The 24,146-nt window shown below is 60.0% G+C and carries 20 protein-coding genes and 3 tRNA genes; 17 read left to right on the forward strand and 6 right to left on the reverse strand.

The features are described 5' to 3' along the window. Positions 1 to 422 precede the first annotated feature (422 nt). Entirely contained in the window at positions 423 to 1,031 is a 609-nt protein-coding gene (locus B7L71_RS01085) for an FMN-dependent NADH-azoreductase (RefSeq protein WP_016916541.1), read from the forward strand. A 37-nt stretch (positions 1,032 to 1,068) separates the two neighbouring features. Next, positions 1,069 to 1,368 carry an MGMT family protein gene (locus B7L71_RS01090; protein WP_081135316.1) on the forward strand — a complete coding sequence of 100 codons (300 nt, stop codon included), beginning with the start codon at positions 1,069 to 1,071 and terminating at the stop codon, positions 1,366 to 1,368. A 79-nt stretch (positions 1,369 to 1,447) separates the two neighbouring features. Here the strand turns inward: B7L71_RS01090 and B7L71_RS01095 are convergent, their stop codons facing one another. Both B7L71_RS01095 and B7L71_RS01100 read right to left on the reverse strand, forming a co-directional pair. Further along, positions 1,448 to 3,016 (reverse strand): bifunctional GNAT family N-acetyltransferase/carbon-nitrogen hydrolase family protein, encoded by a 1,569-nt coding sequence (locus B7L71_RS01095; RefSeq protein WP_081135318.1) that lies wholly within the window; start codon positions 3,014 to 3,016, stop codon positions 1,448 to 1,450. A 43-nt stretch (positions 3,017 to 3,059) separates the two neighbouring features. Continuing rightward, a complete protein-coding gene (locus tag B7L71_RS01100) occupies positions 3,060 to 3,977 on the reverse strand; it encodes a DMT family transporter (protein ID WP_081135321.1) in 918 nt (305 codons plus the stop codon). Between the two features lie 171 nt (positions 3,978 to 4,148). Between B7L71_RS01100 and B7L71_RS01105 the strand changes: the two genes are divergently transcribed. The 5 genes from B7L71_RS01105 (at position 4,149) to B7L71_RS01125 (ending at position 12,506) form a co-directional block, all read left to right on the forward strand. After that, positions 4,149 to 6,161 (forward strand): NADPH-dependent 2,4-dienoyl-CoA reductase, encoded by a 2,013-nt coding sequence (locus B7L71_RS01105; protein ID WP_081135323.1) that lies wholly within the window; start codon positions 4,149 to 4,151, stop codon positions 6,159 to 6,161. Positions 6,162 to 6,301: 140 nt separating this feature from the next. Then, a complete protein-coding gene (locus B7L71_RS01110; RefSeq protein ID WP_016916545.1) occupies positions 6,302 to 7,345 on the forward strand; it encodes a threonine aldolase family protein in 1,044 nt (347 codons plus the stop codon). 279 nt (positions 7,346 to 7,624) lie between these two features. Then, the gene (locus B7L71_RS01115; protein WP_039181971.1) at positions 7,625 to 9,547 is read left to right on the forward strand and encodes a PrkA family serine protein kinase; all 1,923 of its coding nucleotides are present in this window, start codon (positions 7,625 to 7,627) and stop codon (positions 9,545 to 9,547) included. Positions 9,548 to 9,627: 80 nt separating this feature from the next. Then, a complete protein-coding gene (locus B7L71_RS01120; protein WP_081135325.1) occupies positions 9,628 to 10,920 on the forward strand; it encodes a YeaH/YhbH family protein in 1,293 nt (430 codons plus the stop codon). A 20-nt stretch (positions 10,921 to 10,940) separates the two neighbouring features. Then, complete coding sequence (locus B7L71_RS01125; RefSeq protein WP_016916548.1) at positions 10,941 to 12,506, forward strand: SpoVR family protein; 1,566 nt, start codon at positions 10,941 to 10,943, stop codon at positions 12,504 to 12,506. Between the two features lie 37 nt (positions 12,507 to 12,543). Here B7L71_RS01125 and B7L71_RS01130 read toward each other — a convergent pair whose 3' ends face one another. After that, on the reverse strand, positions 12,544 to 12,858 hold the full coding sequence (locus B7L71_RS01130) for a high-potential iron-sulfur protein (protein ID WP_016916549.1): 315 nt from the start codon (positions 12,856 to 12,858) through the stop codon (positions 12,544 to 12,546). Between the two features lie 258 nt (positions 12,859 to 13,116). Here B7L71_RS01130 and B7L71_RS01135 point away from each other — a divergent pair, with 258 nt between their 5' ends. Continuing rightward, positions 13,117 to 13,392 carry an Lrp/AsnC family transcriptional regulator gene (locus tag B7L71_RS01135; protein ID WP_026002022.1) on the forward strand — a complete coding sequence of 92 codons (276 nt, stop codon included), beginning with the start codon at positions 13,117 to 13,119 and terminating at the stop codon, positions 13,390 to 13,392. Positions 13,393 to 13,618: 226 nt separating this feature from the next. Continuing rightward, positions 13,619 to 14,482, forward strand: coding sequence for a DNA/RNA non-specific endonuclease (locus tag B7L71_RS01140; RefSeq protein ID WP_249273144.1), 864 nt, complete (start codon positions 13,619 to 13,621; stop codon positions 14,480 to 14,482). 293 nt (positions 14,483 to 14,775) lie between these two features. Here B7L71_RS01140 and B7L71_RS01145 read toward each other — a convergent pair. The 3 genes from B7L71_RS01145 to B7L71_RS01155 all read right to left on the reverse strand — a co-directional run bounded on the left by B7L71_RS01145 (position 14,776) and on the right by B7L71_RS01155 (position 15,184). Then, positions 14,776 to 14,862, reverse strand: a tRNA-Leu gene (locus B7L71_RS01145). Positions 14,863 to 14,926: 64 nt separating this feature from the next. Further along, a tRNA-Leu gene (locus B7L71_RS01150) sits at positions 14,927 to 15,013 on the reverse strand. A gap of 84 nt (positions 15,014 to 15,097) precedes the next feature. After that, positions 15,098 to 15,184, reverse strand: a tRNA-Leu gene (locus B7L71_RS01155). A 270-nt stretch (positions 15,185 to 15,454) separates the two neighbouring features. On the opposite strand from B7L71_RS01155, the gene rnr reads away from it, so the two are divergent. The 8 genes from rnr to B7L71_RS01195 all read left to right on the forward strand — a co-directional run bounded on the left by rnr (position 15,455) and on the right by B7L71_RS01195 (position 24,116). Continuing rightward, positions 15,455 to 17,854: a ribonuclease R gene (rnr, locus tag B7L71_RS01160; protein WP_081135330.1), complete on the forward strand. Its 2,400-nt coding sequence runs from the start codon at positions 15,455 to 15,457 to the stop codon at positions 17,852 to 17,854. Between the two features lie 2 nt (positions 17,855 to 17,856). Beyond that, positions 17,857 to 18,666: a 23S rRNA (guanosine(2251)-2'-O)-methyltransferase RlmB gene (gene rlmB, locus B7L71_RS01165; protein WP_081135333.1), complete on the forward strand. Its 810-nt coding sequence runs from the start codon at positions 17,857 to 17,859 to the stop codon at positions 18,664 to 18,666. A gap of 211 nt (positions 18,667 to 18,877) precedes the next feature. Further along, on the forward strand, positions 18,878 to 19,255 hold the full coding sequence (rpsF, locus tag B7L71_RS01170; RefSeq protein ID WP_016916554.1) for a 30S ribosomal protein S6: 378 nt from the start codon (positions 18,878 to 18,880) through the stop codon (positions 19,253 to 19,255). Positions 19,256 to 19,288: 33 nt separating this feature from the next. Then, a complete protein-coding gene (gene rpsR, locus B7L71_RS01175) occupies positions 19,289 to 19,516 on the forward strand; it encodes a 30S ribosomal protein S18 (protein WP_009097135.1) in 228 nt (75 codons plus the stop codon). A 12-nt stretch (positions 19,517 to 19,528) separates the two neighbouring features. After that, entirely contained in the window at positions 19,529 to 20,380 is an 852-nt protein-coding gene (locus B7L71_RS01180; RefSeq protein WP_081135335.1) for a hypothetical protein, read from the forward strand. Positions 20,381 to 20,395: 15 nt separating this feature from the next. Beyond that, positions 20,396 to 20,842: a 50S ribosomal protein L9 gene (gene rplI / locus B7L71_RS01185; RefSeq protein WP_016916556.1), complete on the forward strand. Its 447-nt coding sequence runs from the start codon at positions 20,396 to 20,398 to the stop codon at positions 20,840 to 20,842. A 199-nt stretch (positions 20,843 to 21,041) separates the two neighbouring features. Next, entirely contained in the window at positions 21,042 to 23,696 is a 2,655-nt protein-coding gene (locus tag B7L71_RS01190; RefSeq protein ID WP_269799689.1) for a replicative DNA helicase, read from the forward strand. A gap of 126 nt (positions 23,697 to 23,822) precedes the next feature. After that, positions 23,823 to 24,116 (forward strand): hypothetical protein, encoded by a 294-nt coding sequence (locus B7L71_RS01195; RefSeq protein ID WP_039182003.1) that lies wholly within the window; start codon positions 23,823 to 23,825, stop codon positions 24,114 to 24,116. Positions 24,117 to 24,146 lie beyond the last annotated feature (30 nt).

Raw genomic sequence — 24,146 nt, forward strand, 5'->3', positions numbered from 1 at the left:
AGTGAGTGCCCCCAGGCCAGCCTGTGGGAGGCCAATTTCATTGGGCGACTGTCTGAGCAGGCACCCCTATCAAGCTGAGTGCTGGAATCATCGCGGGCTGAAGCTCCCTCCCGCAGCACTGAGTGCCTCCAGGCCAGCCTGTGGGAGGCCAATTTCATTGGGCGACTGTCTGGGCAGGCACCCCTATCAAGCTGGGTGCCGGAATCATCGCGAGCTGAAGCTCCCTCCCACAACCTGAGCAAGCACCTTGCCTGAATCACCTTGTGGGAGGCCAATTGATTCACGCGAGTCTGCGTAGAACCTTTTTTTATGGAGCACGATTCGATTTTGTCGAATGAACGGCGGAAAACGTTGCGCTTTTGCTTATTGGAAAGCGCCTTAGAATAGCGCCATCTCTTTAATCCTTGGCAAGGAATCTTACGATGGCAACCCGTACTCTGTTAGTCACGTCTTCCGTTCTGGGTGAAAACGGCCAGTCCAATGCGCTGGCGAACCATTTTCAGCAGCAGGCCGCTGCCCGTGGCGGCGTGGAGGTCAGCCACCGCGACGTGGTGGCCAATGCGCTGCCCCACCTGGACATCGAAGAGCTGGGCGCATGGCAAACCCCGGCTGACGAGCGCAGCGACGCCCAACAAGCACTGGCGGCCCGCTCCGATGAACTGCTGGCCGAGCTGCGTTCCCACGACGTACTGGTGCTGGCGGTGCCGATGTACAACCTCGGGATTCCTTCGCAGCTGAAGGCGTGGTTCGACCGCGTGCTGCGCGCTGGTGAAACGTTCCGCTATACTGAAAATGGCCCGCAGGGGCTGCTGGAAGGTAAGCGCGCCATCATCCTCGCGGCCCGGGGTGGTCAATACGCTGGCACCGAGTTCGATAGCCAGACCCCGCACCTGAAAACCATGCTGGGCCTGATGGGCATCAGCGATGTGGACGTGGTGTTTGCGGAAGGCCTCAACATGGGCGACGCCCAGCGTGATAGCGCACTGAAAGAAGCCTTCCAGGCCATTAATCAACTGGTGGATGGCCTGTAAGCCATCTCACCTTGGAGATCCCGCATTCGAGGTAGCCATGCCGCGTCCCGAGCTGTTGGAACAGATCTATACCATCGTCGATCAGATCCCGGCGGGACGGGTGACCACTTATGGGCGCGTGGCCAGCATGACCGAAGGGGCCACGCCGCGCATGGTGGGGTCTGCCATGCGACACTTGCCCGAGGGGCACCAGGTGCCCTGGCACCGCGTGATTGCGGCATCGCTGACGCTGGCCGACCATGGCGGCGCGGCGCGCCAGCACCAGAAGTTGCGTGACGAGGGCGTGGTGTTCGATGCCAGGGGCAGGGTGCCCGCCCATCTGGTATGGCCGGATTAGCGCAGCCGTTTTGGCATCTCATGCCAGGCGCGACGCTAAGCAGGATGCTCAATAAAAAGCCATCACGGCGGCCGGGGGCTTACTCTTCCCGTTTGGCGCCGGACTTCAGCGACCAGTCCCGCCAGCGCAGGTCGAAGAGATCCTTGCGACGGTCCTTGAGGTTGGTCACCGAGCCTTCTGCACGCACTACGGTCAGGCGGGTCAAATCCAGGTCCGAGAAGATGATCATCTCGGTATTGGGCGTGGTTTCGGCCAGCACCGCGTCATGGGGGAAGGCAAAGTCGGAGGGGGTGAACACCGCCGACTGGGCATACTGGATATCCAGGTTCTCGATGGACGGCAGGTTGCCTACGCTTCCGCAGATGACCACGTAGCACTCGTTCTCGATAGCTCGTGCCTGAGCGCAGTGGCGCACACGCAGGTAGCCATTTTTGGTGTCGACCCAGAACGGCACGAACAGAATGTCCATGTCCTGGTCGGCCAGCAGGCGGCCCAGCTCCGGGAATTCCACGTCGTAGCAGATCAGGATGCCGACACGGCCTGCATCGGTATCGAACACCTGCAGATCGTCGCCGCCTTCGATCACCCAGTCGCGCCGCTCCTGTGGGGTGATATGCAGCTTCGACTGTTTCTCCACCTCGCCGTCCCGATGGAACAGGTAAGCCACGTTATAAAGACGGTCGTCCTCGCCCACCTCGATCATCGAACCGCCGACGATATTGATGTTGTAGGACACCGCCATCCGCGACAGCTCGCTCTTGAAACGGTCGGTGAAGCCCGCCAAAAAGCGGATGGCAGCGGTCTGGTCTTTCTGCGCGGCGCGATCCTGCAGGCCCATCAGCGGCGTGGTGAACAGCTCCGGGAAAACGGCAAAATCACTTTGGTAATCCGAGAGCGCATCGACGAAATACTCGATCTGCTGAAGCGCTGCTTCCACCGAGGCAAACTCACGCATTTGCCACTGCACTGCGCCCACTCGAACCTGCGTCGGGCGGGTATCCAGCACGCTGTCGGCGGGTTCGAAGAGGATGTTGTTCCACTCCAGCAGCGTGGCGTAGCCACGCGACTGCTCGTCTTCCGGCAGGTATTTGCGCAGCAGGCGCTTGACCTGAAAGTCGTTGGCCAACTGGAAGGAGAGGATCGGGTCGTAGATCTCCTTGCGAGAGACCTTGTCAATGTACTGGGCCGGGGTCAGCTCGCCTGCATGCTGGTGATACTCGGGAATGCGCCCGCCGGCCAGGATGGCGCGCAGGTTGTGGGAGCGGCACAGCTCCTTGCGCGCTTCGTACAAGCGGCGGCCCAGGCGGTAGCCACGGTAGTCGGGGTGGATCAGGACATCCAGCCCGTACATGGCGTCGCCGTCGGGGTTGTTGAGAATGATTTCCCGGTGGCCGATCAGGTCGTCGTACTTGTGCGGGTTGGAGAACTCGTCGTAATCCACTTGTACCGTCAAGGCCACGCCCACCAGCACGCCGTCGTCTTCGATGGCAATCTGACCGTCAGGAAACTCCTGGATCAGCTTGGCAATGGTGTGCTCGGGCCAGACGCCACCAATATCATGATACACCGCGTCCATCAGCGACTTCAGTTGCTCGTAATCGTCGCTACTCAGGTTACGCAGATTAAGGTGCAGTTCTTCCAGGGACATAGGTCAGGGGTTCCCATTCAGCGAATGAAGTTAGCCTATTGTATCATTGCTGGGCGCTGCTCGTTTTACTGGCCGCCACGCGGCTGACCAAGGGGCGGGTCAAGGTCTGCGCCATGATCACGCCTGCCAGGATCAGCAGCCCGCCAATGAAGTGGAAGCCCGCTACCCGCTCACCCAAAAACGCCATGGCAATCAGGGCGCTGAACAAGGGCATCAGGTTGATGAAAATACTCGACTGGTTGGCCCCGATCTGACGGACGGCCCGCATCCATAGGAAGGTAGTGATCACCGAGGCCGGAATGCCTGCGTAGAGAATCAGCCAGACGTTGCTGCTATCCACTGGGGTCATGGGGCCCATCAGGTACGCGGGCAGCAGGAACAGCACGGCAAAACAGACCTGGGCGTAAAGCATCACCCAGGGCGGAAGGTTCATGGCCCAGCGTTTCAGCATAACGCCATACAGCGCATAGCAGGTGGCTGCCACCACCATCAGCGCGTCGCCCTGGGCCACCTGCAGTTGCAGCAACGACAGCGGGTTGCCACGCCCCAGCAGAACCGTCACGCCAATGAAGGCCAGCACGCCGCCCGCCACGCCGCCCAGCGTGGGGGGCTCACGCAGAATCAGCGCGCTGAGCAGCACCGTCAGCAGGGGTACCATGGCCGCCAGAATGCCCATGTTGGTGGCGGTGGTGGTTTCGGCTGCCACGTAGGCAAGCCCCTGCCACAGGCCCATGCCCAGCAGCCCAAGCAGCGCCAGCTTCAGCCAGTTGCGGCGAATCTCGTCGCGGTGACGCAATACCGCAGGCAGCACGAAAGGGGTCATGACCGCCAACGCCAGCAGCCAGCGTAAGAAGGCGATGCTGCTGGGCGCGATGGCGCCGACCGTCAACTGGTTGATGGTCATGTTCCCCGACCAGATCAGCACGGTGGCCAGTGGGGGCAAGAAGTAGATCAATGGCATAGCGCATTCCCTTAAGACAATCCCTTATCGTTAGTCGGTTAATGTGACCTTCTTTTCCATGATGAGCAAGGGGGCAACGGCGGTAAAAGGCTGTACGCCGAAGGAACTATGTCATACGCTTGTTTGAATATGAGAGGCTTGTCGTTCTAACAACTCCAAAGGAGCGCCGTGATGCACGCTTATCCGCACCTTTTTCGCCCCTTGACCGTGGGCCACCTGACGCTGCCCAACCGGGTGCTGATGGGCTCCATGCACACCAACCTGGAAGAGGCCCCCAACGGCTTTGCACGTTTGGCGGCGTTCTATGCCGAGCGGGCGCGGGCGGGGGTCAGCTTGATCGTCACTGGCGGCATTGCGCCGAATGCCGAGGGTGCGGTGTTCCAGGGGGCACATGCGCTCACCGAAGCCAGCCAGCTCGAAGAGCACCGCCAGGTGGTAGATGCCGTTCACCAGGCGGGCGGACATCTGTGCATGCAGATTCTGCACGCCGGTCGCTACGCTTACTCCCCTGAGCTGGTGGCGCCTTCGGCGTTGCAGGCACCCATCAATCCGTTCGTGCCCCGTGCGCTGACCAGCGACGAGGTCGAGCAGCAAATTGCCGACTACGTGCGCTGTGCCACGCTGGCCCAGCAGGCGGGCTACGATGGGGTCGAAGTGATGGGCTCCGAGGGGTACCTGATCAATCAGTTCATTTGTCGCCGCACCAACCACCGGGACGATGAGTGGGGCGGTGACTTCGCAGGGCGTATACGCTTTGCGGTGGAGATCGTCAGACGCGTTCGTGAAGCCGTGGGCAACCGCTTCCTGATCATCTTCCGGCTGTCGATGATCGACCTGGTGGAGGAGGGCAGCACTTGGGAAGAGGTCGTGCAGCTTGGCCAGGCCATCGAAGCGGCGGGCGCCAACCTGATCAATACCGGCATTGGCTGGCACGAAGCGCGGGTGCCCACCATCGTCACCAGCGTGCCTCGCGCAGCCTTCAGCGAGGTGACCAAACGGATTCGCAGCGCGCTGTCGATCCCGCTGATCACCACCAACCGCATCAATATGCCCGATGTGGCCGAGCGTCTGCTGGCGTCAGGGCACGCGGACATGGTCTCCATGGCGCGGCCTTTCCTGGCAGACCCTGAATGGGTGCAGAAGGCCGAGGCCGACAAGGCCGAAGAGATCAATACCTGTATCGCCTGTAATCAGGCGTGCCTCGACCATACTTTCATGGGCAAGCTGACCTCTTGCCTGGTCAATCCGCGTGCATGCCACGAAACCGAACTGCCTTTGGTGGCTGCCGAGTCTCCCAAGCGAGTGGCCGTGGTCGGCGGTGGGCCTGCCGGGCTTGCCACCGCCGTGGAAGCCGCCCGCCGAGGTCATCGGGTGGTGCTGTTCGAACGGCGCAGCGAGCTTGGCGGGCAGTTCAACTTTGCGCGCAAGATTCCGGGCAAGGAAGAGTTCAACGAAACGCTGCGCTACTTCCGCGTCATGCTTGAGAAGCACGGCGTGGAGGTGCGCTTGAATACCGAGGCCACGCTGGAGGCGCTGGCTGCCTTCGACGACGTGGTGCTGGCCACCGGCGTGACGCCCCGCGAGCTGACCCTGCCCGGCGCCGACCATCCCAGCGTGTTGAGTTACGCCGAAGCCATCGAGCAGCCCGAGCGCGTGGGCCGCCGGGTGGCCGTGATTGGTGCCGGAGGCATTGGCTTCGATGTATCGGAACTGCTGGCGCATCATGGCCACCCGACCCTGGATCTGGCGGCCTGGTGCGAAGAGTGGGGCGTGGACCTCACGGTGAGTGAGCCAGGCGGGCTGAAAGCCCCCACACCGCCCGTCTCGCCACGCAGCATCGTGATGTTGCAGCGCAAAAGCTCCAAACCGGGTAAAAATCTGGGCAAGACCTCGGGCTGGGTACATCGCGCGTCGCTCAAACAGCGTGGGGTGCGCACCCTGACCGGCTGCGAGTACCTGAAAATCGACGATGCCGGGCTGCATGTTCGTCAGGGTGAAGAGGCGCAGGTGCTGGCGGTGGACACCATCGTAGTGTGCGCGGGTCAGGAGTCGGTGCGTGACCTGCTGGCGCCTCTGGAGCAGGCGGGCAAACGCGTGCATGTGATTGGTGGCGCAGACGAAGCGGCCGAGCTGGATGCCAAGCGGGCGATTGACCAGGGCACCCGTCTGGCTGCCACGATGTAGCGGCATTGAGCGCGTGACGTTAACGCTCAAATGACGATAGACTGAAGGTCAACCCTAACGACTAAGCCCTGTTAGGGAATTAAGGCGCAGGTGGCACCCGGCCTGCGCTGCACGACCGCCAGAGAAAAAGGATAATCGTCATGCCCTCGGAGTGTACCCCACGATTTTTAGCCAGTGACAACACCTCGGGTATTTGCCCGGAAGCGATGCAGTACCTGCTGGAAGCCAATCAGGCCGATGACCTGGCCTACGGCAACGACCGCTGGACTGCCCGTGCCGCCGACCGCTTTCGTGAGATGTTCGACTACGATTGCGATGTGTTCTTCGTGTTCAACGGCACCGCTGCCAATTCACTGGCGCTTTCCGCGATGGGGCGCAGCTACCACAGCGTGATTTGTCATGAGTTGGCCCACATCGAAACCGACGAGTGTGGCGGTCCGGAGTTCTTCTCCAACGGGGCCAAGCTGCTCACCTCCCCGGGTGCCAATGGCAAGCTGACCCCCCAAGGGATCGAGGCGCTGGTCACCAAGCGTAGCGATATCCACTACCCCAAACCCAAGGTCGTGTCGCTGACCCAGGCCACCGAAGTGGGTACGGTCTACTCCCGTGAAGAGCTGTTGGCGATTCGCGCCATGGCCGACAAGCACGACCTGCGCCTGCACATGGATGGCGCACGCTTTGCCAATGCCTGCGCCAGCCTGAAGGCGTCACCGGCCGAGCTGACCTGGCAGGTTGGGGTGGATGCGCTGTGCTTTTCGGGCACCAAGAACGGCCTGGCGTTTGGCGAAGCCATCCTGTTTTTCAACCGGGAACTGGCCGAGGATTTCTCCTACCGCTGCAAGCAGGCGGGCCAGCTCGCCTCCAAGATGCGCTATGTCTCGGCGCCCTGGCTGGGCCTGCTGGAAAGCGGCGCCTGGTTGACCAATGCCGAGCATGCCAACGCCATGGCCCGCTATCTGTCGGAAGGGTTGCAGGCGCTGCCTGGCGTCTCGCTGATGTTCCCCACCGAAGCCAACAGCGTTTTCGTTGAATTGCCTCCGCAAGCCATCGAAGCGTTGAAAGCGCGCGGATGGACCTTTTATACCTTCATTGGTGCGGGCGGCGCACGCTTCGTGTGCGCCTGGAACACCACCATCGAGCTGCTGGACCAGCTACTGGCCGACGTCAAATCCGTGCTGGAGTAAGCCGCCAGCAAGGCTCGTTCGTGGTCGTCGCGCCGCCTGCTCAGGCGGCGCGTTGCGTTGTTGGAGAGGATTCTTGTCAGCCCGGTGTTTTCAACGCAACTATTTTGCCTCGCCTTCGCTCATAGCCATATAAGACGCGGAAAATTGCGCTGCGTTGAAGGTTTCGTCATCACATTTTGCTAATGCTGACTACGCTGATAGAGCGACACTTCGCACGGCAGGCGGCCTGGGAATTTGGGTCAGGTGATGGCTGCCGGGGATGGGCCACAGGAGAGTTCCATGAGCATCTTTGATCACGTTCAAGACCGTTTTGCCCGCGTTCAGCAAGAGGACATGAGCCTGGAGGAGTATCTGGCGCTGTGCCGCCGTGATCCCAAGGTGTATGCCAGCGCCGCCGAGCGCATGCTGGAAGCCATAGGCGAGCCTGAGGTGATCGACACGGCGAAAGACCCGCGTCTGTCACGTATCTTTTCCAACAAGGTGATTCGCCGTTACCCTGCGTTTGCCGAATTTCATGGCATGGAAGAGGCCATTGAGCAGATCGTGGCCTACTTCCGCCACGCGGCCCAGGGCCTGGAAGAGCGCAAGCAGATTCTCTACCTGCTGGGGCCGGTGGGCGGCGGTAAATCGTCGCTGGCCGAGCGTTTGAAGCTGCTCATGGAGCGTATCCCGTTTTACGCTATCAAGGGCTCGCCGGTGTACGAATCCCCGCTGGGGCTGTTTTCACCGGAAGAGGACGGCAAGCTGCTGGAGCAGGAGTACGGTATTGCCAGCCGCTATTTGCGCAGCGTCATGTCACCCTGGGCCGCCAAGCGCTTGAAGGAGTACGGTGGGGATATCTCCCAATTCCGCGTGGTGCGGCTCTATCCCTCGCGCTTGAACCAGATCGCCATCTCCAAGACCGAGCCCGGTGACGAGAACAACCAGGATATCTCCTCGCTGGTGGGCAAGGTGGATATCCGCCAGTTGGAGCTCTACTCTCAGGACGATCCGGATGCCTACAGCTTCTCGGGCGGGCTGTGCCGCGCCAACCAGGGCCTGATGGAGTTTGTGGAGATGTTCAAGGCACCCATCAAGGTGCTGCATCCGTTGCTGACCGCCACCCAGGAGGGGAACTACAACCCCACCGAAGGCATGGGCGCGATCCCCTTCGATGGCGTCATTCTGGCCCACTCCAACGAATCCGAATGGCAGGCCTTCCGCAACAACCGCAATAACGAGGCGTTCCTCGACCGTGTATACATCGTCAAGGTGCCTTACTGCCTGCGCGTCTCCGAAGAGATCAAGATCTACCAGAAACTGCTCGAAGACTCGTCCCTGAACGCCGCGCCTTGCGCCCCGGATACGCTGCGCATGCTGGCCCAGTTCTCCGTGCTGTCCCGGCTGAAAGTGCCCGAAAACTCCAGTATCTACTCCAAGATGCGGGTCTATGACGGCGACAACCTCAAGGATACCGACCCCCGCGCCAAGTCCATTCAGGAGTACCGCGACGCAGCAGGCGTCGATGAAGGCATGCAGGGGCTGTCGACCCGCTTTGCCTTCAAGATCCTTTCGCGGGTGTTCAACTTCGACAGCCAGGAAGTGGCAGCCAACCCGGTCCATCTGCTGTACGTGCTGGAGCAGGCGCTGGAGCGGGAGCAGCTGCCGTCGGAAGTATTCGAGCGCTACCTGGGCTTCATCAAGGAGTTTCTGGCCCCGCGCTACGTGGATTTCATCGGCAAGGAGATTCAGACCGCGTACCTGGAGTCCTACAGCGAGTATGGTCAGAACATTTTCGACCGCTATGTGACCTATGCCGACTTCTGGATTCAGGATCAGGAGTACCGCGACCCTGAAACCGGCGAGCTGTTGAACCGCCAGTCGCTGAACGAAGAGCTGGAGAAGATCGAAAAACCGGCCGGGATCTCCAATCCCAAGGACTTCCGTCATGAAGTGGTCAACTTCGTGCTGCGGGCGCGGGCGCAGAACAACGGCATGAACCCCAGCTGGCAGTCCTACGAGAAGCTCAAGGGCGTCATCGAGCACAAGATGTTTGCCAATACCGAGGAGCTTTTGCCGGTCATCTCGTTCAACGCCAAGGCATCCAGGTCCGATCAGAAGAAACACGAGGATTTCGTGGCGCGCATGGTGGACCGCGGCTATACCGAAAAGCAGGTGCGTTTGCTTTCCGAGTGGTATCTGCGCGTTCGCAAGTCCCAGTAGCCAGCCGGTTACGGGGGTGACCCTCACGATGGGCGGGCGCGGATGTTCAGCGCTCCCGCCTGAGGTATCAAGGAGGTCGAATGACCTACTTCATTGATCGCAGACCTAACGCCAAGCACAAGAGTGCGGTCAATCGGCAGCGCTTTCTGGAGCGTTACCGCAAGCACATCAAGCGTTCGGTCGAGGAAGCCGTGAACCGTCGCTCCATCACCGACATGGAGCGCGGCGAGAAAATCTCGATTCCCGCCAGAGACATCTCCGAGCCGGTGTTCCAGCACGGCAGCGGCGGCGCCCGCACCATCGTTTCTCCCGGCAACAAGGAGTTTCTGCAGGGGGACAAGATTCGTCGCCCCGGTGGGCAGGGCGGCGGCGGTGGCGGCGCGGGAGAAGGCGGGGCGGCCAACCAGGGGGAGGGCAACGACGAGTTTGCCTTCACCCTCAGCCGCGAGGAGTTTCTGGAATTCGTCTTCGACGGTCTGGAGCTGCCACACTTGCAGCGCAAGCCTTTGAAGTCGCTGGAAGAGATCAAGATGGTGCGGGCCGGGCTGGCCCGTGACGGCGTGCCTTCGCGCATCAGCATTACCCGCTCCATGCGCGAAGCCTACGCCCGCCGCATTGCCATGCGCGCCCCCATCAAACGGGCCTTGAAAGAGGCCGAAGAGGCGCTGGCGGCGGAAGAGCGCAAGGACCCCGTGCTGCGCAACCCGGCCCGGGTGGCGGAGCTCAAGGCCGAGGTGGAGCGGCTGGAGAAGCGCATCGAGGCGATTCCGTTCATCGATACCTACGACCTGCGCTATCACCAACTCGCCGCCCAGCCACAACCCTCGAGCCAGGCGGTGATGTTTTGCGTGATGGACGTTTCCGGCTCGATGACCCAGAACCACAAGGATATCGCCAAGCGGTTTTTCCTGCTGCTCTACCTGTTTCTGGAGAAGCACTACGAAAAGGTCGAGCTGGTGTTCGTGCGCCACCATACTGCCGCTCGGGAGGTCAACGAGGAGGAGTTCTTCTACTCCCGCGAAACCGGCGGAACCATCGTCTCCAGCGCGCTGACGCTGGTAAATAGGATCATCGAAAAGCGCTACCCGGCAGGCCAGTGGAATCTATACGTGGCCCAGGCCTCCGACGGCGACAACTGGGACGATGACTCCAATATCTGCCGCGACTTGCTGGTCAAGCAGCTGATGCCGCAGCTGCAGTATTACGCCTACGTGGAGATCACTCCCCATGATCATCAGTCGCTGTGGCATGAGTATGAAACCGTGGCTGCCCAGTTTCCCGAGCGTTTTGCCATGCGCCAGATCGTCAATACCGGGGATATCTATCCCGTCTTCCGTGAGTTGTTCAAGCGCCGCTTGAGCCAGGAGCGCTAGCGCGCGTTAAGGAGTGGGCCATGAGTGTCGACCGCAACCCCATCGCGACGGGTTCCGACTGGAACTTCGGGATTCTGGAGCGCTTTGACGAAGCGCTGGCGCGGCTGGCTGACGAGTATCGGCTGGATACCTATCCCAATCAGATAGAAGTGATCACCACCGAGCAGATGATGGATGCCTACGCCAGCGTGGGGATGCCGGTGGGCTATCACCACTGGTCGTTTGGCAAGCAGTTTCTGGCCGTGGAACAGGCCTACAAGCGGGGCCAGATGGGCCTGGCCTACGAGTTGGTGATCAACTCCAACCCCTGTATCGCTTACCTGATGGAGGAGAACACGTTGATGATGCAGGTGCTGGTGATTGCCCACGCCTGCTACGGCCATAACTCCTTCTTCAAGGGCAACTACCTGTTTCGTACCTGGACCGATGCCGAGTCCATCGTCGATTATCTGGTATTTGCCCGCAAGTACATCGCCCAGTGCGAAGAGCGCCACGGTTCCCACGCCGTGGAGCAACTGCTGGATGCCTGCCACGCCCTGCAGAACTACGGGGTCGACCGTTACAAGCGGCCTTCGCCCATGTCGGCCGAGGAGGAGGCCAGGCGCCAGGAGGAGCGAGAGGCCTACCTGCAAACCCAGGTCAACATGCTCTGGCGTACCATTCCCGAGCCGCCGACGGGTGCTGTGCCGCTACCCGGGGCGCTGCACAGCGACGATGACCCGTTAGGACTGCACAGTGGCGGGCGCTACCCCTCGGAGCCCCAGGAGAACCTGCTCTACTTCATCGAGAAGAACGCGCCACTGTTGGCCCCTTGGCAGCGGGAGATCGTGCGCATCGTGCGCAAGCTGGCGCAGTACTTCTACCCTCAGCGGCAAACCCAGGTAATGAATGAGGGCTGGGCGTGCTTCTGGCACTACACCCTGATGAATCGGCTCTATGACGAGGGCAAGGTGGACGAAGGGCTGATGCTGGAGTTTCTGCAGTCCCACGCGGCGGTCATCAATCAGCCTGGGTTCGATAGCCCTTACTACAGCGGCCTGAACCCCTACGCGCTGGGCTTTGCGATGTTCATGGATATCAAGCGTATCTGCGAAGACCCCACTGCCGAAGATCGCGAATGGTTTCCGGACATTGCCGGCAGCCCCTGGCGAGCCACGCTGGAGTTCGCCATGCGTAACTTCAAGGACGAGTCGTTCATTCAGCAGTTTCTATCACCCAAGGTGATGCGTGACCTGAAGCTGTTCATGATCGTCGACGACGACCAGTCGGAAATGTTGGAAGTGGCGGCGATTCATGACGAACGGGGGTATCGGCGGGTGCGCGAAGCGCTATCGACCCAGTATGCGCTATCGGTACGCGAGCCCAATATTCAAGTGGTGGAGGCCGACATTCGGGGGGATCGTTCCCTGACACTGCATCACGTTCAGGACCATCGTCGTCCGCTGGCCAGAAGCGTGTATCCGGTGATTCGTCACCTTCAGCAGCTGTGGGGGTTTCCGGTGCACCTGGTGTCGCTGGACGAAGGGCGGGTGACTCGCCGCTACCAGTGGCCAGTAGAAGAAGAAAACAAGGAAAGCCATCCCTGAAAACAGTGACCCCGCGGCGAGCGCGGGGTCCAGGGCATTAGCCTTGTGCGGTCCAGGACTGGCACCAGCCGTCCGGCTCGACACTGCTTTCCGGGAACAGCTGGCAGCCTTCGGTGCCTTCCACGAAAAACATGCAGTTGGAGCACAGTTCACCCTCTTCGAAAGCCGGGTGGTCGCTGGCGTCGCTGGCATTTTCAACGTAGTTCAGTGCCTGGGCCGTCGGTGAGGACGGGTCCAGACGGGGCAGCTCCTGAGCAAAAGCAGTTTTCGACAGGATACCCGCACCAAACGGCAGGGCAGCAAGCCCCAGCACGCTGTTACGCATGAACTTACGACGGCTCTGATTAGCCATGGTGTCTCCTTATCGCCACGGTTTGACGGTGTGCTACGGTGATCGGGTGGTGGGCCACCTCTATAAAACTCCGACAGCGAAACGCTGCTGGAGATCTCTAGTACATGCTAGCGCAAGCGTAAAATTAGTGCGAATAACCTTATGAAAAGCGCGACAATTGACCACGCTGGTCGGCAAGGCTTGGCCCCGCCGGGCAGGCTGCTATACTCGCTGCGTCGTGCAGTATTCATCTTACCGCCACTCATTTGCGAGGACGCCATGCAAAGCGCAGTCATCCTGATCAATACCGAAAAAGGCCAGATCAAGGCCGTGGCCGAACGCCTGGCCGATGTGGAAGGCATCAGTGAGGTGTACTCCACCTGCGGCCGTTACGATCTGGTGGCCATTGCGCGCACCCGCGATTTCGAAAGCCTGGCCGAGCTGGTGACCGAGCGGTTGAATGCCGTGGAAGGCATCAGCGATACCGAGACGCTGAACGCCATGCAGGTCCACTCACGCCATGACCTGGAAACCATGTTTTCCGTTGGTTGGTAACGCCCCGGCTTTGCAAAGCCAATGAAGCGAATGATGAAACGCCGCTGATAAGGTGTTTACAAATGTCACGAGCGACGGCCAGGCAAGGCGAAATCAGCCGAAAAAGCGGAGTTTACGGGCTGTAAATGAGCATTTTGAGATTGATTTCAACGCCGCATGGCCAAGCGCAGTAGTTTGAAAACACCCTCTGATAAGGCGTCTTGAAAGATAGCAGGGGAGTCCTCCGTTGGCTAAATCACTTTTGCGCTGGCGTCGTCAAGGGCGACGCCTGGGCATTGCCGTGCTGTTCGTGCTGGTCGGTACGGGCTTGTGGGAGTATCAGGGGCGCCAGCACCAGCAGGCTTATACCTGGATGGGCGTACCCACCTGGGAAACATTGCACCCTACCAGCCTGCACCGTGTACTGCGTAACGATGGCTTTTTAGTGGGGTGGTCGGATGTACGGGTGGGGGCCTTGTGGGTCAGCTACCAGATAGAGGCCGTGCCTGAGGATGTGCGTATTGGCCCCAGGCCCAATTTCCAGCCAGACTGGCGCATGCTGTGGCCGGTGAGTACCGATAGCTATTCCGGTAGTGGCTACGACAGAGGACATCTGGCGCCCAACTACGCCATTGCTGCCGTGCATGGGCGCAGCGCGCAGGTGGACACGTTCTTGATGAGCAACATGCTTCCCCAGCGGCCGAATCTGAATCGCCAGCTCTGGCAGCGGCTCGAAGCCTCCGTCATGGATCACTTTGCCCCACGTTTCGATCGCTTGCAGGTGATTACCGGGCCGGTTTACCCCGAACGTTTCATGGATAACGTCTTCAATCGCGTGGGCTGGGTGGAAGTACCCGAAGCCTTTTACAAGATCATCGTGGCGCCCCACGATGAGACGCCCCTGGCGCTGGCGTTCATCATGCCCCAGGACGTGCAGGGTAATGAGCCGCTGAGCGACTACCTGGTGACCATCGATGAGATCGAAGCCCGCACGGGGCTGAACTTCTTCCCGAACCTCTCACCCCAGCTTGAAGCCGTGCTGGAAGGTGAGCTGCGTACCCAGGGGTGGGCGCTGGAGGAGGTGTCTCGTCGCCCAGGCCGGTTCCAGTAGTACGGTACGCTGCATGCTGGCAGGCCAAGGCGTTGCCCTGGCCTGCCGCTTGAGCGCAGACACGGCAATGCTTGAACGGCATTGGCTCGATGCGTATGAGATAAACAGGCAGAAGAGAAGGCAGGCAGAAGAAAAATAGTGGGGAAGAAAAAGTATCAGAGCAAAAGGGTATCAGAGAATAGAAGCATACAGATGAGGGTTTGCCAAAAGAGAGCGACTGATGAGGGACAGCAAACAGATAGAAACACATTAGATGGGATAATACGAAAGCAAGAGCGATACGGGGGCATCGATGGTGCCCAGGAGAGGACTTGAACCTCCACGACCGTACGGTCACTAGCACCTGAAGCTAGCGCGTCTACCAATTCCGCCACCTGGGCGTATCGACTCTTTCACTGCTGTACTGCTTTCACAATATATTCAGCTATTACGTCGGTGTTCGCATGGTGCCCAGGAGAGGACTTGAACCTCCACGACCATACGGTCACTAGCACCTGAAGCTAGCGCGTCTACCAATTCCGCCACCTGGGCGAACACGAACGTACTGCCTTTCTTTCACTGCTTTGCTTGCTGCTGCACCGTGCTGATTCATGAAAGGGGGTAACATGAAACAGTTGGTGCCCAGAAGAGGACTTGAACCTCCACGACCATACGGTCACTAGCACCTGAAGCTAGCGCGTCTACCAATTCCGCCATCTGGGCAAGTGGCGCGTATGATACCGAGGCTGTGGCTAAATGCAAGCCCCTGGGTGATTTTTTTAATGTAAAAAACCCGGGTTTGCAGCGCCAAGTGGTTGGGTGATTGAACGGGCGGCGCTATACTGCGCCCATGACCAAACAAAACATGACTTATTTCAACTCATCGTTAGTTGAACACGACGCCCTTCGAGGCGCACATGCCTTTCGCCCGCAGTGCACGCTGCCCGCGCTTTTTGTTCGCCTCCCGCAACCGTTATCAAGGATGTTGATCGCATGAAGTACTGGACGTTGAGTGATGATCCGCACGCCGAGCGCGAGGCGAAGAATTACGATAACCCGGCTCCCAGCCGTGAATACCTGTTGGCTGCCCTGGAAAGCTATGGCAAGCCGATCACCCATGAAAACATGAGCCGCATGTTGGGCATCGAAGACGAAGACCATCTGGAAGCGGTGCGTCGGCGTATGGCGGCCATGGAGCGCGACGGCCAGGTGCTGCGCGACCGCCGAGGCGCCTATGCACTGATCGACAAGCTCGACCTGATCAAGGGCAAGGTGCTGGGCCATCGGGATGGGTTTGGCTTCGTGCTGCGTGATGACGGCAAGAAGCCGGACCTGCTGCTGCCGCCCCGTCAGATGCGTCGCGTCTTCCACGGAGACCATGTGCTGGTACGCGTCAGTGGGCGAGACCGTCGCGGTCGAGAGGAAGCCACGATTGCCGAAGTGATTGCCCGCAATACCGAGACCATGGTGGGCGTATACCGCAGCAATACGCCGGAATTCGGGATTCTCATTCCCGAAAACCCGCGGATTACCCAGGAAGTGATCATCCCGCACACCGTTAGTGGTGGTGCCAAGGATGGTCAGGTGATCTCTGCCAGGATCGTCCAGCAGCCCGCCACTCGGGTTCAGCCGGTGGGTGAAGTGATCGAAGTGTTGGGGGAGCGTATGGACCCCGGCATGGAGATCGATATCGCCATCCGCAGCTACGACATTCCTGCCGAGTTCCCGCCGGAGGTGCAGGACCAGATCAGCGAAATCTCCGCTGAAGTGCTGGAAGCCGACAAGCAGCACCGCGTCGATCTGCGCGATTTGCCGCTGGTGACCATCGACGACGAGTCCGCCAAGGATTTCGACGATGCGGTGTGTGCCTGGAAGACCAAGTCCGGTAGCTGGAAGCTGGTCGTCGCGATTGCCGATGTTTCTCACTACGTGCGCCCTGGTACCGCGCTGGATGACGAAGCGCGCACCCGCGGCAACTCGGTCTACTTCCCGGGGCAAGTGGTGCCGATGCTGCCCGAGCTGCTTTCCAACGGTCTTTGTTCATTGAATCCGCACGTCGACCGGCTGGTGATGGTGTGCGAAATGAACATTTCCAGGACCGGTGCCATCAGCCGCTACTCCTTCTATGAAGCCGTGATGAATTCCCATGCCCGACTCACCTATAACAAGGTGGCGGCCATGCTGGACGGCGATAGTGAAGAAGGGGAGGCGCTGCGTCGGGAGCACGCCGAGCTGGTCAAGCCGCTCAAGAACCTGCATGAGCTGTACGGCCTGCTGCGCGCTGCTCGGGAAGAGCGTGGGGCAATCGACTTCGATACCACGGAAACGGCGATCATCTTCAATGAAGAGCGCAAGATCGAGAAGATCGTGCCGCGTAGCCGTAACGATGCCCACAAGCTGATCGAGGAGTGCATGCTGGCCGCCAACGTGGCGACGGCGCGTTTCCTTGACAAGCACGACCTGCCGGCGCTGTATCGTATCCACGAGCGTCCAACGCCTGAGCGGCTCGACAAGCTGCGCCTGTTCCTGAGTGAGCTGGGGCTTTCGGTGGGCGGCGGCGACGAGCCGACGCCTCAGGATTACCAGGCACTGCGGGAAGCGATTGCCGACCGCCCGGATGCCGACATCATCCAGACCGTGATGCTGCGCTCGATGAATCAGGCGGTCTATTCGCCGCAGAACGAGGGGCACTTCGGTCTTGCTTACCAGGCCTATGCCCATTTCACGTCGCCCATTCGGCGCTATCCTGACCTGCTGGTGCATCGGGCCATTCGCTCGGTGATTCGCGGGCCGCGTCAGACCGCCACCGTGGTGCGGGTAGAGGGTGCGCCGGTGGATCCGCCGAGCAAGTGGTGCCCCTACACCTTCGAGCAGATGCTGGAGCTGGGCGAACACTGCTCCATGACCGAGCGGCGGGCCGATGAAGCCACCCGTGACGTGGAGAGCTGGCTCAAGTGCGAATTCATGTCGGACAAGCTGGGCGAAACCTTTGAGGGCACCATCGCCTCGGTGACCCAGTTCGGGCTCTTCGTGCGTCTCGATGACTTCTTTGTGGAAGGGCTGGTGCACGTCACGTCACTGCCTTCCGACTACTACCACTACGAAGCCGAGAAGCATCGTCTCAAGGGTGAGCGCACCGGCACCACCTATCGCCTGGGCGATGGCCTGACCGTGCAAGTGGCGCGGGTGGACATGGATGATCGCAAGATCGACTTTGGTCTTGCCGATGACAAGCCGCGCCCGCAGCGTCAGCCGCGCAAGCGTCGTAGTGAAAGCTCTGGTGAAAAAGGTGCTGGAGCAGGAGCAAAGGCGGCTGCCGGTGAGCAGCCCGCCCGTCGTGGCCCGCGCCGTACGCGCAGCGGGTCGCGTAAACCATCTTCGAAAAAGGGTTGAGCATGAAATCGGCGTCGTCTCGACGTGGCCCACGCCCGGCTACTCGCACTTCTGTCCGTACGCCCGATGGGCTGGATCACGTCTATGGTGTGCATGCACTAGAGAGCCTGCTGGCACGGGGCGAGTCGCCCAAGGAGCTGTGGGTGCAGCAGGGCCCAGGCCAGCGTTTGCAAACGCTGGTGGCCGATGCCCGAGCCAGCGGTGCGGCGGTCAAGGAGCAGCCGCGTGACGTGCTCGATCAGTTGACCCAGGGGGCGGCGCATCAGGGGGTGGTTGCCTTCTGTGCACCCTTGACGGCAGAAGGAGAGGAGTCCTTGTGGCTCAAGCTCCGCGCCTGGCCATCGGATACGCCCCCCTTGCTGCTGGTGCTGGATGGCGTCACCGATGTGCATAACTTTGGCGCGTGCCTGCGCAGTGCCGATGCCTCGGGTGCCCATGGAGTGATCGTGGCCAAGGACAAGGCGGCGCCGCTCAACGCCACGGTCAGAAAAGTCGCCTGTGGTGCCGCAGAGGTGGTGCCGGTCTATCAGGTCACCAACCTGGCGCGCACGCTGGCCAGGCTCAAGGAAGAGGGCGTGTGGATCACCGGAACCGCCGGTGAAGCACAGGCCAGCGTGTTCGATATCGACTTCACCGGCCCGACCGCGCTGGTGATGGGAGCCGAAGGCAAGGGGTTGCGCCGGTTGACGCGGGAAGCGTGCGATCATCTGGCCAAGCTGCCCATGGCGGGGCAGGTGTCCAGCCTGAATGTCTCGGTGGCTGCCGGAATCTGTCTGTTTGAAGCAGTGCGTCAGCGGCAGCTTGCAAGTTAGCCTCCGTCCCACTAGAATGCTTGCGCCCGTTTATACATAAGCGGGCGTTCGTATTGGTAACCCCACTACGACACTGGTTTTATCTGCTTGATGTTCTTTTCAGCCATGCGTGGCTTGTCAAGGGCATTTCAGTCAACTCCTTGCTTCCCAGTCGCTGTCAGAGCATATGCTTCGGCACACTCAGGAAGCTGCCAAACCGCAAGGAGATTCCATGCGTCATTATGAAATCGTGTTCATGGTCCACCCGGATCAGAGCGAGCAAGTACCGGCAATGGTCGAGCGCTACACCAGCATCGTCACCGAAAGCGGCGGTACCGTGCATCGTCTGGAAGATTGGGGCCGTCGTCACTTGGCTTACCCGATCAACAAGATCCACAAAGCCCACTACGTGCTGATGAACGTTGAGTGCACCGGCGAGACTCTCGAAGAAATCGAGAACATCTTCCGCTTCAACGACGCCATCATCCGCAGCCTGGTTGTGCGCTGCAAGGAAGCCGTTACCGAAGCTTCTCCGATGATGAAGCCGGCAGAAGAAAAGCGTCCGCGTCGCGAAGAAAAGCCGCGCGCTGAAGCTGAAGAAACTGCCTGATTCTATCCACTGCACGTTTTAAGGAGCTAGTCCATGGCACGTTTTTTCCGTCGCCGCAAGTTTTGCCGCTTCACTGCTGAAGGCGTCAAGCAGATCGACTACAAAGATCTCGACACGCTGAAGGCTTACATCACGGAAACCGGCAAGATCGTTCCGAGCCGTATCACCGGCACCAAAGCACGCTATCAGCGTCAGCTGGCGACCGCTATCAAGCGTTCACGCTACCTGGCACTGCTGCCCTACTCCGATAGCCACCAGTAAGCGTTTAACGTGATGCTGGCACTGGCAAGATGGCTGATGCGCGGAACGCCCTATGCCGTAGGCGGGGCGGCCTTGGCATCGCTGGTGCCCTGGCTGTTTTGGCTGGGCGCCGCCATTGCCGCACTGGTGACCTTGCGCAAGGGTTTTGCCCCTGCGCTGCCGGTCATCATCGCCGCTGCTCTGCCTGCCGGTTTCTGGTGGGCACAAGGTGACGTGATACCACTGGCCAGCGTTCTGCTGGTCACGCTGATGTCCGTCATCCTGCGCGAGCGGATGCGCTGGAGCGAAGCCTTGATCGTGGGCACATTGGCTGCCGCCGTCATGGTTCAGCTGGGCATCTTCAGCCCGCCGGGGGGCACCCAGCTCATGCTGGAGCAGCTGCGGGAGAGCTCTACCGAGATCGACCGTATGCTCACCGAGTTTGCCAACCAGGGCGTCGACACGACGGCCTTGGCTGCCATGGTCATCGGTGGTGTCACGGGGCTGGTCGTGCTGCTGGCCGCCATTATCTGTCTGGCGCTGGCCCGCAGCTGGCAAGCCGGGCTGTATAACCCCGGTGGCTTTCGCGAAGAGTTTCATGCGTTGCGCCTGAGCCCCCGTGAGCTTGCCGTTCTGGTGGTGTTGGGAGTGGCAGGCATGGCGCTTGGTGCGCAGGCGCTGGCGATGCTCTGCTGGGTTCCGCTGCTGATTGCCGGTATTGCGTTGGTGCATGGTTTTATTGGAATAAAGGGGATGAACGGGCTGTGGCTGGTGGCATTTTATGTGCTGCTGATCACGACCTGGCCCACGATTCTCATTGTGCTGCTGTTGGGGCTGATCGATACATTTGCGAACGTTCGCGCACGCCTTGCCCGCAGCAACTGACAAGAGGTTTACGAGATGGAAGTCATTCTGCTCGACAAGATTGGTAAGCTGGGCGGCCTGGGTGACAAGGTCACTGTCAAGCCTGGTTATGGTCGTAACTACCTGGTGCCTTACGGCTTAGCCGTACCGGCCACCAAGGACAACATCGAAGCGTTCGAAGCGCAGCGTGCCGAACTCGAAGCGCAAGCCGCTGAGCGTAAGGCAGAAGCCCAGGCGCGTGCCGAGCAACTCAACGACATCGAGCTGTCGTTGGTGTCCAAGGCAGGCGACGAAGGCAAGCTGTTCGGCTCTATCGGTCCTCGTGACCTGGCCGACGCGATCTCCTCTGCGGGAATCGACGTCGCCAAGAGCGAAGTACGCATGCCGCAAGGCCCGATTCGTCAAACTGGCGAATACGACATCGACCTCCACCTGCATGCAGAAGTGGACGCCGTTGTACGCGTGGTTGTTGTCGCCGAGTAATCATACTCGCCAACGCTGACGCCTCAAAGGGCGCGGGTTCTCCCGCGCCCTTTGTCTTTTTAGGTACTTTGTCTTTTTAGGCCCTGGGGCTCTTTTGGCAAGGGGCGACACAGCAGGCTTATAAAGCCTTCCCTTTGCGTGGGGCCAGTGGTGTTATCCGAGCCGCACGGCTAAGATAAGCGCCGTTGGCTATCGGGTAATTGTTAAGGAGCTCGCAATGCAGGACCAGCCTTCTGCTGATCAGGAAACGGCAGCGTTAAAACTGCCACCGCATTCATTGGAAGCGGAGCAGTCGGTGTTAGGCGGGCTCATGCTGGACAACCAGGCGTGGGACAACGTCTCCGAGCGTCTGGTGGCTGACGATTTTTACCGCTATGAACACCGGCTGGTGTTCAATGTGATGACGCATCTGGCCGAGTCGGGCCAGCCGCTGGACGTCGTGACCCTTTCCGAAGCGCTGGAAGCCCGTGACCAGCTGGATACGGTGGGCGGGCTGAGTTTCCTGGCCGAGCTGGCGCGCAACACGCCTTCGGCCAGCAACATACGCGCCTACGCCGATATCGTCCGTGAGCGTGCCACGCTGCGTAAGCTCATCCGGGCGGCCAACCAGATTGCCGAAGGGGCTTTTTCGCCTCAGGGCAGGCCCGCCGACGAGCTGCTCAACGAGGCCGAGCGGCTGGTGTTCCAGATTGCCGAAGAGCGGCCCAAGACCGGTGGCCCCATTGGCATGAGTGACCTGCTCACCAAGGCCGTGGATCGAATCGATGAGCTGTTCAACCTGAAAGGGGAAATGACCGGCCTTTCCACCGGCTTCCGGGATCTGGATGAGATGACTTCGGGCCTGCAGCCTTCCGATTTGGTCATCATTGCCGGACGCCCCTCGATGGGTAAAACTACCTTCGCCATGAACCTGGTCGAGCATGCGGTCATTTCCAGCGACAAGCCGGTGATGGTGTTCTCCATGGAGATGCCCGCCGAATCGCTGATGCTGCGTGTGCTCTCGTCATTGGGGCGTATCGATCAGACCCGCGTGCGTTCGGGCCAGTTGGAAGATGAAGATTGGCCGCGGCTGACCTCGGCGGTGAACCTGCTGAAAGACAAGCAGCTGTTCATCGATGACACGGCGGCCCTGTCACCCAATGAGATGCGCTCACGGCTACGCCGGGTGGTGCGTGAGCACGGCAATATTGCCCTGATCATGATCGACTATCTGCAGCTGATGCAGATTCCTGGCTTTAACGAAAACCGCACGGGCGAGATCTCGGAAATTTCGCGTTCGCTGAAAGGCCTGGCCAAGGAGTTCCAATGCCCGGTGGTGGCGCTTTCCCAGCTGAACCGCTCGCTGGAGCAGCGTCCCAACAAGCGCCCGGTCATGTCGGATTTGCGTGAATGTGTCACGGGAGACACGCGGGTGATGCTGGCAACCGGAGAGCGCTTGCCGATTGGTGATCTGGTCGGGCAAACGCCGGACGTCATATCGCTGGGTGAAGATGGCAAGCTGCGCCGCTCGACGACGGATTTGGTGTGGTCAGTGGGCACCAAGCCAGTATTCGAGGTTTGTTTGGCTAGTGGACGGCGTATACGTGCAACAGCCAGGCATCGATTGAAAGCGCTATGGGATTGGAAAACGGTGGCCGAGCTCAAGGTGGGGGATCGCATCGCCTTGGCCAGACAGTTAGCGCAGCCTGAGCATCCGGTCGTGTGGGAGGAGCATGCGCTTATCCTGCTGGCCCATTTGCTGGGTGACGGCAGCTATGTCAAAGGGCAGCCGCTGCGCTATACCACCGCTAGTGAAGCGAATAGCGACGTTGTGAAGCGCTGCGCAGAGCAGTTTGGCTCGACGGTGACTCGCCATGCGGGACGCGGCAACTGGCATCAACTCGTCATTGCTGGCAATGGCAATCGCTGGCACGCCCAGGGAGTGGGTGCCTGGTTGAAATCGCTGGGTATCTTTGGGCAGCGCTCTGCAGAAAAATATATTCCAGGTGACATCTTCAGGCTGTCCAATCAGCAGCTCGCGCTGTTCATGCGTCATTTGTGGGCCACCGACGGCAGCATTACGACAGATAAAAATGGGCGCACACGCGTCTATTTTTCTACGGTTAGCCGTCGGCTTATCGATGATGTCAGTGCTCTGCTGCTACGTTTCGGTATTGTGACCCGAATCCGCCATGTCGTGTCAGGAGAGGGGAGTGGTTGGTATACCGCCGACGTGTCGGGAAGCGATCAACAGCAGCGCTTTGCACAGAATATTGGGGCTTTTGGGCATCAGGTGGCGTCGTTAGCACCGCTGAAAGCGGCATCCGTCGTGGCGAACACCAATATCGATACCTTGCCCCAGGAGGTGTTCGAGCATGTCAAACAGGCCATGCTTGCTAAAGGCGTGAGTCACCGGAAAATGGCTGCAATGCGTGGCACATCTTATGGCGGCTCGTCCCATTTTAGCTTTGCTCCTTCCCGGGAAACCCTTGGCAGCTATGCAGATGCGCTGGGCGATGTGGCTTTGGCACAGATTGCCTCCAGCGATCTCTTTTGGGACCAAGTCGTCGAGATACGCCCTTGCGGTGAAGAAGAGGTCTTCGATTTGACCGTCCCCGGTGACGCGTGCTGGCTAGCGGATGGCATCGTGAGCCATAACTCGGGCGCGATCGAGCAGGATGCAGACGTCATTGCCTTCGTGTATCGCGACGAAGTGTATAACCGCGATAACCCGGATAACCAGGGCCTGGCCGAGCTGATCATTGGTAAGCAGCGTAATGGCCCCATTGGAACGGTACACATGGCCTTCATAGGCAAATACACGCGCTTCGAAGATCTGGCGCCGGATAGTTACGGTGAAGCCTTCGGCGATTGACTTGAGGCTGAGGGGGGAGCACGTATAATGCGCTCCCCGTTGGCTGAGTCGTCTGGGTAACCCTCACTGGAAGGGCGGGATGAGAAGCGTGGGTCAATCGCATTGGTAGATAGACAGGAGTAACGCATGGCAGGTGGTTTTAGGCGCGGTAACCGTAAGCGGCTTCCCAAGCTGGAAGGTCGGGGTGAGCTCCAGTCGTTAGAGCGTGAAGGTCCCTTCAAGGAGTGGTTGGGCATGCCCGACCTTTACCGCTACCACCTGGTAGTGGAAGGGGAGCAGTACAGCTACCAGACAGAAGATGCGGAATTACCGGTCACCATTGGCGACAAGGTCGTGTTCCGTTACAAGGAAACCAAAGGGGGCAACTGGATCGATCGCAATTCCCTAGGCAAGGCCATCGACCCCTCGGAATATCAGTAACACGACACACATCTTGACGTTTCGGTCAGG

The organism is Halomonas sp. BC2, from assembly GCF_002078115.1.
Lineage (GTDB): Bacteria > Pseudomonadota > Gammaproteobacteria > Pseudomonadales > Halomonadaceae > Vreelandella > Vreelandella stevensii.

Coding starts and splice junctions, on each gene's coding strand:
- rpsF (WP_016916554.1), top strand. CDS start 18,878: ATGCGTCATTATGAAATCGTGTTCATGGTCCACCCGGATCAGAGCGAG.
- B7L71_RS01105 (WP_081135323.1), top strand. CDS start 4,149: ATGCACGCTTATCCGCACCTTTTTCGCCCCTTGACCGTGGGCCACCTG.
- B7L71_RS01100 (WP_081135321.1), bottom strand. CDS start 3,977: ATGCCATTGATCTACTTCTTGCCCCCACTGGCCACCGTGCTGATCTGG.
- B7L71_RS01180 (WP_081135335.1), top strand. CDS start 19,529: ATGCTGGCACTGGCAAGATGGCTGATGCGCGGAACGCCCTATGCCGTA.
- rpsR (WP_009097135.1), top strand. CDS start 19,289: ATGGCACGTTTTTTCCGTCGCCGCAAGTTTTGCCGCTTCACTGCTGAA.
- B7L71_RS01090 (WP_081135316.1), top strand. CDS start 1,069: ATGCCGCGTCCCGAGCTGTTGGAACAGATCTATACCATCGTCGATCAG.
- rnr (WP_081135330.1), top strand. CDS start 15,455: ATGAAGTACTGGACGTTGAGTGATGATCCGCACGCCGAGCGCGAGGCG.
- rplI (WP_016916556.1), top strand. CDS start 20,396: ATGGAAGTCATTCTGCTCGACAAGATTGGTAAGCTGGGCGGCCTGGGT.
- B7L71_RS01130 (WP_016916549.1), bottom strand. CDS start 12,858: ATGGCTAATCAGAGCCGTCGTAAGTTCATGCGTAACAGCGTGCTGGGG.
- B7L71_RS01120 (WP_081135325.1), top strand. CDS start 9,628: ATGACCTACTTCATTGATCGCAGACCTAACGCCAAGCACAAGAGTGCG.
- B7L71_RS01115 (WP_039181971.1), top strand. CDS start 7,625: ATGAGCATCTTTGATCACGTTCAAGACCGTTTTGCCCGCGTTCAGCAA.
- B7L71_RS01085 (WP_016916541.1), top strand. CDS start 423: ATGGCAACCCGTACTCTGTTAGTCACGTCTTCCGTTCTGGGTGAAAAC.
- rlmB (WP_081135333.1), top strand. CDS start 17,857: ATGAAATCGGCGTCGTCTCGACGTGGCCCACGCCCGGCTACTCGCACT.
- B7L71_RS01110 (WP_016916545.1), top strand. CDS start 6,302: ATGCCCTCGGAGTGTACCCCACGATTTTTAGCCAGTGACAACACCTCG.
- B7L71_RS01125 (WP_016916548.1), top strand. CDS start 10,941: ATGAGTGTCGACCGCAACCCCATCGCGACGGGTTCCGACTGGAACTTC.
- B7L71_RS01135 (WP_026002022.1), top strand. CDS start 13,117: ATGCAAAGCGCAGTCATCCTGATCAATACCGAAAAAGGCCAGATCAAG.
- B7L71_RS01195 (WP_039182003.1), top strand. CDS start 23,823: ATGGCAGGTGGTTTTAGGCGCGGTAACCGTAAGCGGCTTCCCAAGCTG.
- B7L71_RS01095 (WP_081135318.1), bottom strand. CDS start 3,016: ATGTCCCTGGAAGAACTGCACCTTAATCTGCGTAACCTGAGTAGCGAC.